This window comes from Williamsia sp. R60, from assembly GCF_054063855.1.
In genome coordinates this window covers 579,552-594,933 of sequence record NZ_JBSSGR010000001.1, presented here as the reverse complement: position 1 = coordinate 594,933, position 15,382 = coordinate 579,552, and the positions used below count along the sequence as shown (strand labels likewise).

Here is a 15,382-nt window from a genome sequence, read left to right as displayed (position 1 = left end):
TGTGATGGCCGGGCCAGACCTCGTCGAGCCAGGTCCCGGGGCGTCTCGGAACCGCGCTCTCTTCGTGGTGCATGATCACGACCGGGACCGCGGCGTCGCCGACACGGGCACCCTGCGCGACCACGTCATCGACCGGGGCTACGACGTCGACATCGTGCACCCTTCCGGAGATCTACCGGAGGTGGCCGGGTTCGATTTTGTTGTCGTGATGGGTTCTTCGGAAGCGGCATACAACGACTCGGTCCCCTGGCTGGCGGCCGAGATCAGCTATCTGCGGGCGGCGCTCGCCGCAAACGTACCGATTCTCGGGGTGTGCTTCGGTGGCCAGTTGCTCAGCCGAGTTCTCGGCGGAACGGTCAAGCGGTCTGACCATCCCGAGCACGGCTACGTCACCGTCGACACCGTCGCGCCCGAACTGGTCGCACGCGGACCATGGATGCAGATGCACTACGACCGATTCACCCTCCCGCCCGGTGCTCGCGAGATCGCCCGAAACGGAGCAGCGTTGCAGGCCTTCACCTTTGGCCGGAATCTCGGGGTTCAGTTCCATCCGGAGATCTCACCCGCGGTGTGGGCCACCTGGCAGGCGAGCTGGGCCGCCAACCGCCAGGGTCAACTGGTCGTCGAACGCGGTATCGACCTGGACAAGATCACGGCCGAGATCACCGCTCGCGCGGCTGAATCGAAAGAGAACTGCGCGACCTTGTTCGACTCCTTCCTGAAACTCGCTCACGCACCGGTGTAAGGCGGAACGGCCAGGCAGGGAACGGGCCGGGGATGCGCGGGATCGAGGGCGTTGAGCACAAACGCCGAACTGCGCTGATTGGACACGATCGACAGATGATCTGAACGGTCCTGCGAGCACGTGTCCTGCACAACGATGTTGGTGACCTCGATGCCGGGCGGCCCGGCCAGGATGCCGCTGGTGTACGGGGTCACGAGCTGGTCGTAGCGGGTGACGATGTTCGTGTAGTCGATGCCCGCGACGTAGGGGCCATCGGGGGCATCGATGGCCGCCGCGAAGTCACCGTCGCCGGGTGCAGCGGTGCAGTCAGGGCATTCGGTGTCGGGTACCGCAGCGGGCGGCAATCCCAATCGGTCGGCAAACATCTTCACCAACTCCGACCGGCCCTCGCCGTCGCCGTCCGACCCCTGCCAGTACGGCGCGAGCGACACATACTTGTCGATCTTTCCCGCGCCCCCGTAGTACTTCGCCCAATAGGTCGGGATCTGTGTGCCCTGCGAATGGCCCACGATGTCGACCTGTGCCGCGCCCGTCGTCGCCAGCACGTTGTCGACGAACACCTTGAGCTCCCAGGCGCTGACGTCCTTGGCGCCCAGCCCGCCGATCCGCGACAACGGCCACTGCTGCGACAACTCGCCATAGGTGAGCGCGAACACGCAGTAACCCTCGTTCTTGAGCACCGGCACGAGCGAGATCCAGTTGGTCTGCTGACTGCCCGCGGTGCCGTGGACCAGTACCACCGGATCGGGGTGCTGAGCAGACGGCTTGCATGCGTAATCGTTGGACCCGGGCAGCGAGCCATCCGGGTTGGCGAGTTCGGCGGGTATGCCGGCCAGGAAGTTGTACTGCACCGGCAGCGGAGCCGCCTGCGCGCTCGGCGCCGGCCCGACGGTTGCCAGACCGACCAGGACCGCTGTCACCAACGCCTGCCTGAACCACCGCATGTGATGCCCTCCCGCTCGCCGATCCCTGCCCGGAAGTTAGCACCGAAGCGGTGCGGCCACCTACGGGTCGGGCGGAATGTCTTCTGCGGGCATCACCAGATCAAGACGCACCCCCAACAACCGGATCGGGCGGTCGAGCTCGAACTTGTGCAGCACCTCGAGCATCGCCGCCTCGATCACGGTGGCGTCGGTGGTCGGGGCGGGCAGCTTCTTCGACTTCGTCCGGGTGTAGAACGTCATGGTCCGTACGGTCACGGCCACCCGGAAAGCCACCCGCCCCTCAGAGATGACCTGCGCCAACAGTTCCCGGGTCAGCTTCCGAATCGCCTCATCGATGTCGGCGCGGGCGGTGAGGTCGGTCGGGAACGTCTCGACCTTGCTGTGCGACCGCGGGATGTACGGTTCGGCGCTCACCTCGATGTCGCCGCCACCACGCGAGAGCAGGTACAGCCAATTGCCGAGGTGGGGTCCGAACTCGGCCACCAGCCGCCCGACATCCTCTGCCGCAAGCTGGGCAACGGTATCGATCCCCAGCTTCTCCAGTTTTGCTGTCGTCTTGGGACCGACGCTCCAGAGGTCGCCGACACCGCGCTCCCCCATGATGGGCATCCAGTTCTGGTTGTCCAGGGTGAAGACGTGCTCGGATGAACGTTTCGCGAATCCGGTCGCCATCTTGGCGCGCTGTTTGTTGTCGCTGATGCCGACCGCCGACGACAGCCCTCGCTCATCGAGAATCCGCTGCCGCACGGACTGGGCCAGCTCGGTGATGTCGAGACCGGTCTCCGACGCCGGAACTCCCAGGAACGCCTCATCCCACCCGATCACCTCGACGGGATAACCGAAGTCTCGAAGCGTCTGCATCACCTCGGCCGATGCCTCGTCGTACGACGTGTGGTCCAGGGGCAGGTAGATCGCCTCGGGCATCTTGCGAAACGCCGACCGCAACGGCATACCGGCCCGTACCCCCTGATCACGGGCCTCGTACGACGCGCACGTGACGACCTTGCGCGGTTCGGTCGGGTCACCGGTCCCGCCGACGATGACCGGTGTGCCGATCAGGTCCGGGTTCCGGCGACGCTCCACCGAGACCTGGAACTGGTCCAGGTCGACGTGCAGGATCGCGCGGAAGCGCCGGGTCGGTGGTGTGGTCATCGTGCCCGACGATATGCGACGACGCCGTCCGGCGTAACTGGTTCACCGCGTCTTCACGTCTTCCTGGGCGTGAACGAGAGCGGCGTCGGGTGCCTTTAATCCGTCGCGATTTAATTCGGCCACTATTTCCGCGTTGTGAAATAGGTTGTTGATGTCCAGGGGGATCCATACCGGCCAACGCAGCAGTTCAATTGGTTCTGCTGTGCAGCAATGCATTTCGTCGCACAGACGAAATGGTGCCGGTCTTCGGCCCGAAACGGCGGCCCTTTTCCGGGGCCCAAATCAATCGCGCCTCGACACCGAGCAGATGAAAGGAAAAGCAGTGAGTCACAAACACCCATGGCGGGTCCGCATCGCGGCAGCGCTGGCACTTCTCGTGGGGGTGACGACTGCCGCCTGCGGCTCCGCCGACGAGGCCACCGTCACCGCCGACGGCAAGACCGAGCTGCGGTACCTCAGCTTCCCTGCCACCGTTCAATTCCCGGAACTGGCAGCCGATCTCGGATACTTCACCAAGGTCAGCATCAAGGCGGTCGGTGAGACCACCAGCGGCCCGCAGTCGATCCAGGCCGCCGCCACCGGCGACACCGACTTCGGGCACGCTTTCAACGGAGCCATCGTCAAGCTGGCGTCAGCGGGTTCACCGATCACCGCCGTCGTCGATTCCTACGGCGCCGACGAGAAGACGTTCAACGGGTTCTATGTCCTGGAAGACTCCCCGATCCGCACCGCGCGGGACCTGATCGGCAAGAAGATCGGGATCAACACGTTGGGGGCGCACTCGGAGTTCGTCATTCGCGAATGGCTTGCCCGTGAGGGGCTTTCGAAGGACGAGATCGCGTCGGTCCAGCTGCTGGTGGTGCCGCCGATCAACAACGAGTCGTCGTTGCGCCAAGGTCAGATCGATGTCGGTGCCTTCAACGGCATCTTCCAGCAGCGCGCGCTGGAGAACGGCGGGCTCCGGGAACTGTTCACCGACAGGATCTTCGGAGACTTCAGCTATGGCAGCTACGTATTCCGTGACGAGTTCATCAAGAAGAACCCCGATGCCGTGAAGGACTTCGTCCAGGGCACCGCTCGTGCGATCCGCTGGACGCAGGTGACTCCACAGGCAGAGGTTATCGCACGTTTCAAGGACATCATCACCAAGCGTGGTCGCGGGGAGGATCCCGCTCTGGCCGACTACTGGAAGAGCTCGTCCATCCCCACGCCGGGCGGGGTTATCAAGCCCGAGGAGTTCCAGCTGTGGATCGATTGGCTCGTGCGCAACAACGAGCTCGACAAGGGCAAGCTGACACCGCAGGACATCTTCACCAACGACGACAACCCTTACGCCGACGGCACGTACCAGCCGGACTCGGGGCCTGACGGCGCACCGGTGGTGGCAGCGAAATGACGACTCCCAAACTGGAACTGCGCGGGGTGCGCAAGTCGTTCACCGCGCCGGGCAAGCCCGAGTTCGTGGCCATCGACGACATCAGCATCTCTGCGGCCGAAGGCGAGTTCCTTGTCCTCGTCGGCCCCAGCGGCAGCGGGAAGTCCACTCTGCTCGACCTGGTCGGTGGCCTCACCAAGCCCACTGCGGGTGAGATCCTGCTGGACGGAAAGCCCATCACCGGGCCGGGACTGGATCGGGGCGTGGTGTTCCAGCAGTACGCGCTGCTGCCATGGCGCACGGCCCGCGCGAATGTGGAGTTCGGCCTCGAGGCCAAGGGCATCTCGCGTCGTCGGCGCAAGGCCATCGCCGATGAGTACCTCGGACTCGTCGGTCTCGGCAACTTCGGCGACCACTACCCCCACGAGTTGTCGGGTGGCATGAAACAGCGTGTGGCGATTGCGCGCAGCCTCTCGTACGACCCCGAAGTGCTGCTGATGGACGAGCCGTTTGCCGCACTCGACGCCCAGACCCGCGAGGGGTTGCAGGGCGAGCTCCTACGGATCTGGAAGGCCACGGGCAAGACCATCCTGTTCATCACCCACGGCATCGACGAGGCCATCTATCTCGGCAATCGGGTTGCCATCCTCACCGAACGCCCCGGTCGGATCAAGGAGATCCTGCCGATCGACATCGACCGGGATGCCGTCGACGACATCCGTTCATCTGAGCAGTTCCGCGACTACCGGCACCGGATCTGGCTGTCGTTGCGTCCCGAGGTGGCCGGTGCCGCCGCCGAAACGATCGGAGTGGGTAGCCATGTCTAGTGTCACGTTGGAAAAGGTCTCGAGCCCGGCACCGGTGAAGGACATCGCATCCCCGGTTCCGGCCCCTGTCGCCTCACCAACCCGGCGGGTCGGAGGGAGACTGCGAAAGTCCGGCTCCTGGGTCTTCCGGAGTTCGATCGCCCTGGTGCTCCTGGTCGCATTCTGGGAGGTCGCGCCGCGGATCGGTCTGGTCGACCGAACATTCCTCCCCGAGTTCTCGGTGGTCGCGAAGGCTCTGGTGGACCTGGCCGAGAGTGGTCAACTCTGGGAGCACATCTCCGCGAGTCTGGGTCGAGCTCTGCGCGGCTTCGCCATCGCGGTGGTGTTCGCCGTGCCGCTGGGCATCCTGATCGGCTGGTACCGGCCTCTTGCGCAGTACCTCAGCCCGGTTCTCGAATTGTTCCGCAACACGGCTGCACTGGCCTTGCTCCCCGTCTTCGTGCTCATCCTCGGCATCGGCGAGACCTCCAAGGTCGCGCTCGTGACCTATGCCTGCATCTTCCCCATCCTGCTCAACACGATCTCGGGTGTGCGGACAGTTGACCCGTTGTTGATCAAATCTGCTCGCTCACTGGGTCTTCCCGCGTACCGGTTGTTCCAGAAGGTGATCCTGCCCGCAGCCCTGCCGACGATCTTCACCGGCATCCGACTCTCCGCCGCGTCGTCGATCCTGGTTCTCATCGCGGCCGAAATGGTCGGTGCGCGTTCGGGACTCGGCTACCTCATCATGGCGAGCCAGCTCAACTTCCAGATCCCGCAGATGTATGCCGGCATCCTCACCATCGCGCTCGTCGGTCTCGTCTTCAACTACGTACTCGTTCTGCTCGAACGCCGATTCTCTCGCTGGCGAACACCTGCCGCCAACTGAATCACCCGACATCACACTAGGACTGATCACATGACACGCACCCTGCACCTGAACGCCTTCTTGATGGGCGTCGGCCATCACGAGGCCGCCTGGCGTCATCCACGCACCTCCGAACACGAAGTGCTCGACGTCGCCCACTTCGTGCGGCTGGGCCAGATCGCCGAACGCGGAAAACTCGACTCGGTGTTCTTCGCCGACGGTCTGGCCGTGGGACCCAACATCCGCCGCAACACCCAGGCCATCTTCGAGCCGATCACACTGCTGTCCGCCATCGCAGGCGGGACCAGCAAGGTCGGCCTCATCGCCACTGCTTCAACGGGTTACAACCACCCCTACACGTTGGCACGTGCCTTCGCCTCACTCGAACACATCAGCGGGGGCCGTGCCGGATGGAACATCGTCACGTCCGGTCAGGAACAAGAGGCGCTCAACTTCGGTTATGACTCCATCCCCGACCACGCCGGCCGATATCGCCGCGCCCAGGAATTCGTCGACGTCGTCAACCGGCTGTGGGACAGCTGGGAGGACGACGCCGTGGTGCTCGACGTCGACAACGCGATCTTCGCCGACCCCGAGCGGGTGCACCCCATCAACCACGTCGGCGAGGCGTTCAGGGTCCGTGGCCCGCTCAACTCGCCGCGATCACCGCAAGGTCGGCCGGTTCTCGTGCAAGCCGGATCGTCTGAGGACGGCAAAGACCTCGCAGCCCGCTACGCAGAGGTGGTCTTCACCGCCCAGCGCACCATCGCTGAGGGCCAGGACTTCTATCGCGACCTCAAACGCCGTCTCCCGCGTTACGGTCGTGGCGCCGAAGACCTCCAGATCCTCCCGGGCATCGTGCCGTTCATCGGCAGCACCGAGAAGGAAGCACGTGACCTCGAACGTGAGTTCACCGATCTGATCTCCCCCGACTATGCGCTGGGCCAGCTGTCGAACTTCTTCAATGTCGACCTCACCGGGCTCCCGCTCGATTCCCGGCTTCCACCCCTACCTCCGGAATCGGAGATCCAGGGCAACAAGAGTCGATCGACGCTGGTACGCCAACTCGCCGCCTCTGAAGATCTCACGATCCGCGAGTTGATCGGCCGGCTCGGTGGCGGCCGCGGCCATCGCACCATCACCGGGACACCGGAGCAGATCGCCGACGACCTCATCGCCTGGGTGGACGCGGGTGCGGCAGACGGCTTCAACGTCATGCCTCCCTACCTGCCCGGGGGCCTCGAGGACTTCGTCGACCACGTCGTCCCGATCCTGCAGGCCCGCGGCCGCTTCCGCGACGACTACACCGCATCCACCCTCCGCGGCCACTACGGCATCGAACTGCCGTCCGAATCCGTCGAGAAGGAGCCGGCGGCAGCCAGCGCATGACATCGATCGACGATCCGGCGACAGCGGCCGGACGCGTCGAACGACCCCTGAGATCGCTCGCCGGCACCGTCTACCTGCCGGCGACGGCCTACGGGATCGGGCAGGGGGCGGCCGCGCCGGTGATGGTGCTGTCCGCCCTCGAGCTCGGCGCATCCGCAGCTCTGGCGGGCCTCACCGTGGCGATCATCGGACTCGGCCAGGTCGTCGGTGACACGTGTTCCGGGCAGATCGTCGCCAAGATCGGTGAGCGGCGCTCGATCATCGTGGCCAGTCTGCTCGCGGCGTCGGGTGCGCTGGCGTGCCTTCTCGCACCGGCGGTATGGACGTTGTGCCTGGGCATCTTTGCGGTCGGCCTGGCCAACGCGGTCTGGGGTCTCGCGCGACAGAACTACCTGTCACTGGCCGTTCCGTTCGCCTGGCGGGCGCGGGCGATGTCGCTGTTCGGCGGCGCGATGCGGCTCGGCTTCTTTGTCGGACCGCTCCTCGGTGCCGGCGCCATCGTCGTGTTCGGTACCCGCGGCGGATTCCTAGTGCAGCTGACAGCGATTGTGGTCGCCGGGTCGATGATGGCCCGGCTCCCCGACCCGCCGGGCGCCGGACCGATGATGAAGTCGCACAACATCTCCCAGGTCTTCGCAGAACACGGTCGCCTGTTGGCGACCCTCGGCGCGGGGTCGCTGTTGCTCGGCGTGGCACGCAGTGCTCGTGACGCGATCTTGCCGTTGTGGGCCAGCCACATCGGGTTGTCGCCGGCTGTGGCCAGCCTCCTCTTCGGTGTGGGAGCCGCTGCCGACGTGCTGTTCGCCTACCCCGCAGGCCATCTGATGGACCGTTTCGGGCGCACGTTGGTGGCGGTGCCGTCGATTGTGGTGCTGTCGGTGTCGTACCTGCTGTTGCCGTTCACCACAACGCTTTTCACGTTCACCGCGGTCGCGGTGGTGATGGGTGTCGGGAACGGCCTCGGCAACGGGGTCATCATGACCATCGGTGCAGACGTCGCACCGAGCACCGGCCGGGCCGAGTTCCTCGCCGCATGGCGTCTGACGCACGACAGCGGCTTTCTCGTCGGCCCGTTGTCGATCGCGTTGTCCGCGGCCGTGTTCCCGTTGTCGGCGGCAGTTTTCGCCGTGGCCGCACTGTCGGCCGGGGGCGCAGTGCTGTTGGGCAAGTATGTTCCCGAGTACACGAGCATGAGTTCACCGACCACGAGGAGTACATAGATGGATCTGGGTCTGACCGGAAAACGGGCACTGGTGACGGGCGGCAGCAAGGGCATCGGCCTGGCGATCGCTCATGCCCTGGCCGCAGAGGGCGCCGACGTCGTGATCGCCGCACGCGGGGTCGAGGCCCTGGAGACCGCCGCCGCCGACATCGCCCAGCAGTCCGGCCGGCGAGCCATCGCGATATCCGTCGACACCGGTGACGACGCGTCGGTGCAGAACCTCGTGACCCGTACGGTCGCGGTGCTGGGCGGCATCGACATCCTGGTCAACTCGGCGGCCACACCGTGGAGCGCCGGCAAGCCGACCGACTTCGCGGCAACCACCGATGACGTCGTCCGGCGAGAGGTCGAGATCAAGGTGCTCGGGTACCTGCGCACCGCGCGAGCGGTGGCGCCGTATCTGATCAAGCAGGGCTGGGGCCGGATCATCAACATCAGCGGTCTCGGTGCGAGACAGGCGAACTCCATCGCCCAGACCATCCGCAATGTGAGCGTCGCGGCGTTGACCAAGAACCTCGCCGACGAGCTGGGTCCGCACGGCATCAATGTCACGGTTGTCCACCCCGGCCGTACCCGGACCCAGCGGCTCACCGATCAACTCGCGGAGCGGTCGGCGGAATCCGGCGTGGCCGTCGCGGACCTGGAGAACGAACTGGCCACCAACTCGATCCGGCGGATCGTCGACGCATCCGAGGTGGCCGACGTGGTCGCATTCTTGGCCTCATCGCGCAGTGTCGCGATCACCGGGGACGCCATCGCAGCAGGTGGCGGCGTTCCCGGACCGGTGTACTACTGAGACGTCAGAGCTCTGGGCCACACTGTCGAGGTGATCATCACGTTCGACGCCGAGATCTGGACTGCCCCGGAGATGGGAGCGTGGCACTTCGTCTCGCTGCCCGCTGACTCCGCCGACGAGATTCGGGCAACCGTGGAACCGGGTCCCGGGTTCGGATCGATCCGGGTCTCCGTCTCGATCGATGAGACCGAGTGGCAGACATCGATCTTTCCGGACTCCAAGCGCGGCACCTATGTTCTGCCGGTGAAGAAGGCGGTCCGGCGGGCAGTCGGAGCCGCCGAAGGCGACGTGGTCACGGTGACGGTGGAGATCATTCGCTGAAAGTTCACAATTAGGACCGGATGTGTCCGCGATTGCTGAGAACCTTGTTCCAGCAGCAACCGACAGCCACAACCGGAGGAGCACATCATGGACTGGACACTCGAACTCGTCATCCTGCCCGTCACCGACGTCGACCGCACCCGCGACTTCTACGAGAAGATCGGATTCAACGTCGACCACGATCACGTCGTGTCGGACGACGTCCGGTTCGTACAGATGACCCCTCCCGGTTCAGCGTGCTCCATCGCCTTCGGCAAAGGCCTCACCGAAGCCGAGCCAGGTTCTGTCAAAGGTTTGCAGGTCTGTGTCTCCGACATCAACGAGGCCCAGACCCACCTCCGGTCCGTTGGCATCGAACCCGGCGAGGTCGACGTCCAGGCCTGGGGCCACTTCCTCTCGTTCGACGATCCCGACGGCAACCACTGGGCCGTCCAGTACCTCCCGTACCGCTACGCCTGACCGGCTCCCCGCCGCTGGCCCCCAACCCCCAAAATTCGCGCCGCTTGCCTGCGAGTGCGCCGCTTGCAACAGGCGCGCATGCGGGTAGGTGGCGCGAATTCACATTCAGGCGGACGGCATCAGCCCGTGTGCGGTCAGCGCGTCCACCAGGATGCGACGCAGACGCTCCGGGTTCTGGAGATCGCTCCAGTTCCAGCGCACCACAACGACTCCGATGCGACGCAGCCTCTGCTCGCGCCACTTCTCGCGCTCGTAAGCCTGCTCGGTGGTTTCGCCCGGACGAAGGTAGCGGATGTACTTGGCGTAGCCGTCGAACTCTCCCGCGACCAGCCCGCCCCAGTCGAAGTCGGTGCGCGCCACAAAGGTTCCGTCACCGGCCAGGAATCTGTGCTGCAGACGAGGCAGCGGGATGTCGCCGAAACTCAGTATCAGAGCGCGCGACAGTGACTCCCCGATACTCTCGGACTTCCCGTCTGCCACTGCGAGCGCCGCGCGAGCGACAGAGATGCCGGTACGGCCGACGCTTCGCCGCAACACCGATTCGAGTTCACCACGGGTCACGCCGGCGTGCAGCGCTCCGTCGAACACACAGACGGCTTGGAAGAATGTCCCGGACCGCGCGACGTCTACTGCCGTTCTGGCCCGCGAAGTCACGAGGAACTCGCCGATCACCGCCACCTCGTCGGTCTCCCATGTCGAGCCGTGCACAACGCATGCCCGGCCTCTGCGTCGTCCTCCCCCGATTCGGTTCGCGGTGAAATGCACACGGGAAGAGTCACCATCGAGAACCGGCAATCCGTGCAGAACCGCCGCCGACCAGTGACTGATGGCTTTGTTCGGTTGACCGTTGTCTGCGGCCGCAAGCACTGTGCGCCGATAGATCTCCGTGTCGCGGACATGACGATCGAGTTGGTCGAGGTCAGCCGTGAACGTATAGAACCCCCGATACAGCCGACGTAGCTCACCCGTTTGACCCGAGCGGCCAGATGCCGGTCGAGTTCGCCGATCTGCAGTGCATCCCGGCGTCGGACGAGATTAGGGTCTTCGATCTTCGATTCGCTCATGCACCGAGATTCGAGTTCGCCACCGACGGTGACCGGACCCGTCCGACCGGTAAATCGGCGTCCTGTGGATACCAATCGCTCTGTGGACAACCCGAATCCGCTCCACCTGCCGTCGAACGCGCCGAGTGCACCTGGAGCAGACGCAAGTAGGTGGAGCGAATTCGGGCGCGGGGCGGGGCGACGCTCGACAACACAAAGCGGGCGCCCTCCGAAGAGGACGCCCGCTTTGGTTGCGTTTACCTACCGGTAGTCGCTGCTGAATCCGTAATCGTCCAGCGGGACAGCCGCACCCGACGGGGCACCAAAGGTGCCATCCGGGCTGTAGTAGGTGTCGTCGTACGACGGCACCGCGTACGCGGCCGCACGTGCTTCTTCGGTCGGCTGCACCTGGATGTTCCGGTACCGGTTGATACCGGTTCCGGCCGGGATGAGCTTACCGATGATCACGTTCTCCTTGAGACCGATGAGCTTGTCGCTACGGCTGTTGATGGCCGCATCGGTGAGCACACGAGTGGTCTCCTGGAACGACGCCGCCGACAACCACGACTCGGTCGCGAGCGATGCCTTGGTGATACCCATCAGCACCGGACGTCCGGCAGCGGGCTCGCCACCTTCGGCCACGACACGACGGTTTGCCGCCTCGAACTCGGCGCGCTCGGTGAGCGAACCGGGCAGGAACTCGGTGGCACCGGAGTCGATGATCGTCACACGACGCAGCATCTGACGAACGATCGTCTCGATGTGCTTGTCGTGGATCGACACACCCTGGCTCCGGTAGACCTCCTGGACCTCGTTGACGAGGTGCACCTGCACCTGACGCGGACCCATCACACGCAGCACCTCGTGCGGATCGGCAGCACCTTCCATGAGCTGCTGTCCCACCTCCACATGGTCGCCGTCGGCGAGTAGACGCTCGCTGCCGTCGTCGTGCTTGAAGACGCGCAGACGCTGACGCTTCGAGATCTTGTCGTAGACAACCTCTTCGGAACCGTCGTCAGGCGTGATCGTCATCTTGTAGAAGCGATCATCATCCTCGAGCCGGATACGTCCGGAGACCTCGGCGATCGGGGCCTTGCCCTTGGGGACACGGGCCTCGAACAGCTCCTGCACACGCGGCAGACCACCGGTGATGTCGTCGCCGACACCACCCTGGTGGAAGGTACGCATGGTCAGCTGGGTACCGGGCTCACCGATCGACTGGGCCGCGACGATACCGACGGCCTCGCCGATGTCGACGAGCTTGCCGGTGGCCATCGACCGTCCGTAGCAGGTGGCGCAGACGCCGGTGCCGGTGCTGCAGGTGAGGACCGAACGGACCTTCACCTGCGAGATGCCGGCCTCGAGCAGGGCTTCGATCGCGGGATCACCGAGATCGTGGCCGCGCTCGATGATCACGTTGCCGTTCTCATCGACAGCGTCGGTGGCCAACGTACGAGCGAACGTCGACGTCTCGACATGGGCGTCACGGATGAGCGAACCATCGGACTGCTTCTCGGCGATGATCGTGTTGATGCCACGCTCGGTGCCACAGTCGGTTTCGCGCACGATGACGTCCTGCGACACGTCCACCAGGCGACGGGTCAGGTAACCCGAGTCGGCGGTACGAAGCGCGGTGTCGGCCAAACCCTTACGAGCACCGTGGGTGTTGATGAAGTACTCGGCCACGGTCAGGCCCTCGCGGAACGAGGACTTGATCGGACGCGGGATGAACTCACCCTTCGGGTTGGTCACAAGACCCTTCATGCCCGCGAGCGAGCGAATCTGGGTCATGTTGCCCGCGGCACCGGACTTCACGATCATCGGGATCGGGTTGTCGTCGGGGTAGTGCGCCTCCATGGCCGCACCGACCTCTTCGGTCGCCTGCTTCCAGATCTCCACCAGAGCGTCACGACGCTCTGCGCCGGTGAGCGCACCGCGCTGGAACTTGCGCTCCAGGCCGTCGGCCCGCTCCTCGTACTTGTCGAGGATCTGCTTCTTGTCCGGCGAGACCAGCACGTCGGACATGGCGATGGTGACACCCGAGCGGGTCGCCCAGTAGAAACCGGCGTCCTTGAGCTTGTCGACAGTCTGCGCAACAACGATCATCGGGTAGCGCTCGGCCATGTCGTTGATGATCGTGGCCTGACGCTTCTTCGGCATCTGCTCGTTGACGAACGGATAGTCGTTCGGCAGCAACTCGTTGAACAGCACCCGACCCAGCGTGGTGTGGATCTCCCACGGGGTGCCGAACTTCCAGCCCTCGGGGAAACGCTCACGCTCGATGGTGGCCGGCGGACGCTGATGCGTGAGCCGGACCTTGATCGGTGCCTGCACACTGAGCAGCCCACGATCGACAGCCATCTGAGCCTCGGCCGGTGTGGAGTACACGCCACGCTCGATGTCACCGTCGGTCGATGCGGTGTACGCGCCGACCGCCTCTTCCTTGAGCGTGGTCAGGTGGAACAGACCGGTCACCATGTCCAGACGCGGCATGGCCAGCGGACGACCCGACGCGGGCGACAGGATGTTGTTCGAGGACAGCATCAGGATGCGGGCCTCGGCCTGTGCCTCGGCGCTCAGCGGCAGGTGCACTGCCATCTGGTCACCGTCGAAGTCGGCGTTGAACGCCTCACACACCAGCGGGTGCAGCTGGATGGCCTTGCCCTCCACGAGCTGCGGCTCGAACGCCTGGATGCCCAGACGGTGCAGGGTGGGTGCACGGTTGAGCAGCACCGGGTGTTCGGCGATGACCTCTTCGAGCACGTCCCACACGGCGGGGCGCTGACGCTCCACCATCCGCTTGGCAGACTTGATGTTCTGCGCCTGATTCAGGTCGACGAGACGCTTCATCACGAACGGCTTGAACAGCTCGAGTGCCATCAGCTTGGGCAGACCACACTGATGCAGCTTGAGCTGCGGGCCGACGACGATGACCGAACGGCCCGAGTAGTCGACGCGCTTGCCGAGCAGGTTCTGACGGAAACGACCCTGCTTGCCCTTGAGCAGATCGCTCAACGACTTCAGCGGGCGGTTACCCGGTCCGGTGACCGGACGGCCACGACGACCGTTGTCGAACAGTGCGTCGACGGACTCCTGCAGCATCCGCTTCTCGTTGTTGACGATGATCTCGGGGGCACCGAGGTCGATCAGTCGCTTGAGGCGGTTGTTGCGGTTGATCACGCGGCGGTACAGGTCGTTCAGGTCGGACGTCGCGAAACGGCCACCATCGAGCTGGACCATCGGACGGAGCTCCGGCGGGATCACCGGCACGGCGTCGAGAACCATGCCCAGCGGGGAGTTGCCCGACTGGTGGAACGCCGCGACGACCTTGAGCCGCTTGAGTGCACGGAGCTTCTTCTGCCCCTTGCCATTACGGATCGTGTCGCGCAGGATCTCGGCCTCGGCCGCGATGTCGAAGTCCTCGAGCAGACGCTTGATGGCCTCAGCACCCATGGCTCCGGTGAAGTACTCGCCGTAGCGGTCTTGGAGCTCGCGGTAGAGCTTCTCGTCGATGATCATCTGCTTGGGAGCGAGCTTGACGAACTTGTCCCAGATCTCTTCGAGATCGTCGAGAGCGCGCTGCGCGGTGTCGCGGATACGGCGCATCTCGCGCTCGCCGGCATCCTTCACCTTGCGGCGGGCATCGGCCTTGGCGCCTTCGCGCTCCAGCTCTGCCAGGTCCTCTTCGAGCTTCTTGGCGCGCTCTTCGAGATCGGCGTCGCGCTGATCGGCAACGCCTTTCTTCTCGACCTCCATCTCGGCCTCGAGAGTGGACTTCTCGTTGTGGCGCAGTTCGTCGTCCACCGCGGTGATGACGTAGGCGGCGAAGTAGATGATCTTCTCGAGATCCTTCGGCGCCAGGTCGAGCAGGTAACCCAACCGGCTCGGCACACCCTTGAAGTACCAGATGTGCGTGACCGGCGCGGCCAGCTCGATGTGACCCATCCGCTCACGACGCACCTTGGCGCGAGTGACCTCGACGCCGCAGCGCTCACAGATGATGCCCTTGAAGCGGACGCGCTTGTACTTACCGCAGTAGCACTCCCAGTCCCGGGTGGGACCGAAGATCTTCTCGCAGAACAGGCCGTCCTTCTCTGGCTTGAGCGTGCGGTAGTTGATGGTCTCCGGCTTCTTCACCTCGCCGAAGGACCAGTTGTGGATGTCGTCGGCGGTGGCCAGACCGATCTTGAGTTCATCGAAAAAGTTGACGTCGAGCACTATTTACCTTTCAGTTGCTCAGTCAGTAAATCTGGACGATCAGT

13 protein-coding genes are annotated in these 15,382 nt (G+C 64.6%); 9 read left to right on the top strand and 4 right to left on the bottom strand.

Annotated features, from left to right (window positions below):
* The first annotated feature begins 4 nt into the window (after nt 1-4).
* Nucleotides 5-745, top strand: coding sequence for a type 1 glutamine amidotransferase (locus tag ACVWY6_RS02565; RefSeq protein WP_457536003.1), 741 nt, complete (start codon nt 5-7; stop codon nt 743-745).
* On the opposite strand, the gene ACVWY6_RS02560 is transcribed toward ACVWY6_RS02565, so the two are convergent.
* Both ACVWY6_RS02560 and ACVWY6_RS02555 read right to left on the bottom strand, forming a co-directional pair.
* Nucleotides 730-1,689, bottom strand: a complete 960-nt coding sequence (locus ACVWY6_RS02560; protein WP_457536001.1) for an esterase/lipase family protein — start codon at nt 1,687-1,689, stop codon at nt 730-732. The two genes, ACVWY6_RS02565 and ACVWY6_RS02560, sit on opposite strands and share 16 nt — an antisense overlap.
* A 60-nt stretch (nt 1,690-1,749) precedes the next feature.
* Nucleotides 1,750-2,841, bottom strand: a complete 1,092-nt coding sequence (locus ACVWY6_RS02555) for a DNA polymerase IV (protein ID WP_457535999.1) — start codon at nt 2,839-2,841, stop codon at nt 1,750-1,752.
* 307 nt (nt 2,842-3,148) lie between these two features.
* On the opposite strand from ACVWY6_RS02555, the gene ACVWY6_RS02550 reads away from it, so the two are divergent.
* The 8 genes from ACVWY6_RS02550 to ACVWY6_RS02515 all read left to right on the top strand — a co-directional run bounded on the left by ACVWY6_RS02550 (nt 3,149) and on the right by ACVWY6_RS02515 (nt 10,077).
* Complete coding sequence (locus ACVWY6_RS02550; protein WP_457535998.1) at nt 3,149-4,237, top strand: ABC transporter substrate-binding protein; 1,089 nt, start codon at nt 3,149-3,151, stop codon at nt 4,235-4,237.
* Complete coding sequence (locus ACVWY6_RS02545) at nt 4,234-5,043, top strand: ABC transporter ATP-binding protein (RefSeq protein ID WP_023954228.1); 810 nt, start codon at nt 4,234-4,236, stop codon at nt 5,041-5,043. The genes ACVWY6_RS02550 and ACVWY6_RS02545 overlap by 4 nt, the downstream gene beginning before the upstream one ends.
* A complete protein-coding gene (locus ACVWY6_RS02540) occupies nt 5,036-5,911 on the top strand; it encodes an ABC transporter permease (RefSeq protein WP_023954230.1) in 876 nt (291 codons plus the stop codon). Before ACVWY6_RS02545 ends, ACVWY6_RS02540 begins: the two co-directional genes overlap by 8 nt.
* Before the next feature lie 30 nt (nt 5,912-5,941).
* Nucleotides 5,942-7,279 carry an LLM class flavin-dependent oxidoreductase gene (locus ACVWY6_RS02535; RefSeq protein WP_457535996.1) on the top strand — a complete coding sequence of 446 codons (1,338 nt, stop codon included), beginning with the start codon at nt 5,942-5,944 and terminating at the stop codon, nt 7,277-7,279.
* On the top strand, nt 7,276-8,499 hold the full coding sequence (locus ACVWY6_RS02530; RefSeq protein WP_457535994.1) for an MFS transporter: 1,224 nt from the start codon (nt 7,276-7,278) through the stop codon (nt 8,497-8,499). Before ACVWY6_RS02535 ends, ACVWY6_RS02530 begins: the two co-directional genes overlap by 4 nt.
* Nucleotides 8,500-9,297 (top strand): SDR family NAD(P)-dependent oxidoreductase, encoded by a 798-nt coding sequence (locus ACVWY6_RS02525; RefSeq protein WP_457535992.1) that lies wholly within the window; start codon nt 8,500-8,502, stop codon nt 9,295-9,297.
* Between the two features lie 30 nt (nt 9,298-9,327).
* The gene (locus ACVWY6_RS02520; RefSeq protein WP_457535990.1) at nt 9,328-9,618 is read left to right on the top strand and encodes a DUF1905 domain-containing protein; all 291 of its coding nucleotides are present in this window, start codon (nt 9,328-9,330) and stop codon (nt 9,616-9,618) included.
* Nucleotides 9,619-9,705: 87 nt separating this feature from the next.
* Entirely contained in the window at nt 9,706-10,077 is a 372-nt protein-coding gene (locus ACVWY6_RS02515; RefSeq protein WP_023954240.1) for a VOC family protein, read from the top strand.
* Nucleotides 10,078-10,182: 105 nt separating this feature from the next.
* On the opposite strand, the gene ACVWY6_RS02510 is transcribed toward ACVWY6_RS02515, so the two are convergent.
* Nucleotides 10,183-10,944, bottom strand: coding sequence for a hypothetical protein (locus ACVWY6_RS02510; protein ID WP_457535988.1), 762 nt, complete (start codon nt 10,942-10,944; stop codon nt 10,183-10,185).
* Between the two features lie 437 nt (nt 10,945-11,381).
* Nucleotides 11,382-15,338: a DNA-directed RNA polymerase subunit beta' gene (locus tag ACVWY6_RS02505; protein ID WP_023954255.1), complete on the bottom strand. Its 3,957-nt coding sequence runs from the start codon at nt 15,336-15,338 to the stop codon at nt 11,382-11,384.
* Nucleotides 15,339-15,382 lie beyond the last annotated feature (44 nt).

What these genes read in the sequence shown, in the direction of transcription:
- ACVWY6_RS02560 (WP_457536001.1), bottom strand. Translation starts at nt 1,689, where the DNA reads ATGCGGTGGTTCAGGCAGGCGTTGGTGACAGCGGTCCTGGTCGGTCTG.
- ACVWY6_RS02515 (WP_023954240.1), top strand. Translation starts at nt 9,706, where the DNA reads ATGGACTGGACACTCGAACTCGTCATCCTGCCCGTCACCGACGTCGAC.
- ACVWY6_RS02525 (WP_457535992.1), top strand. Translation starts at nt 8,500, where the DNA reads ATGGATCTGGGTCTGACCGGAAAACGGGCACTGGTGACGGGCGGCAGC.
- ACVWY6_RS02555 (WP_457535999.1), bottom strand. Translation starts at nt 2,841, where the DNA reads ATGACCACACCACCGACCCGGCGCTTCCGCGCGATCCTGCACGTCGAC.
- ACVWY6_RS02550 (WP_457535998.1), top strand. Translation starts at nt 3,149, where the DNA reads ATGAAAGGAAAAGCAGTGAGTCACAAACACCCATGGCGGGTCCGCATC.
- ACVWY6_RS02535 (WP_457535996.1), top strand. Translation starts at nt 5,942, where the DNA reads ATGACACGCACCCTGCACCTGAACGCCTTCTTGATGGGCGTCGGCCAT.
- ACVWY6_RS02545 (WP_023954228.1), top strand. Translation starts at nt 4,234, where the DNA reads ATGACGACTCCCAAACTGGAACTGCGCGGGGTGCGCAAGTCGTTCACC.
- ACVWY6_RS02565 (WP_457536003.1), top strand. Translation starts at nt 5, where the DNA reads ATGGCCGGGCCAGACCTCGTCGAGCCAGGTCCCGGGGCGTCTCGGAAC.
- ACVWY6_RS02540 (WP_023954230.1), top strand. Translation starts at nt 5,036, where the DNA reads ATGTCTAGTGTCACGTTGGAAAAGGTCTCGAGCCCGGCACCGGTGAAG.
- ACVWY6_RS02530 (WP_457535994.1), top strand. Translation starts at nt 7,276, where the DNA reads ATGACATCGATCGACGATCCGGCGACAGCGGCCGGACGCGTCGAACGA.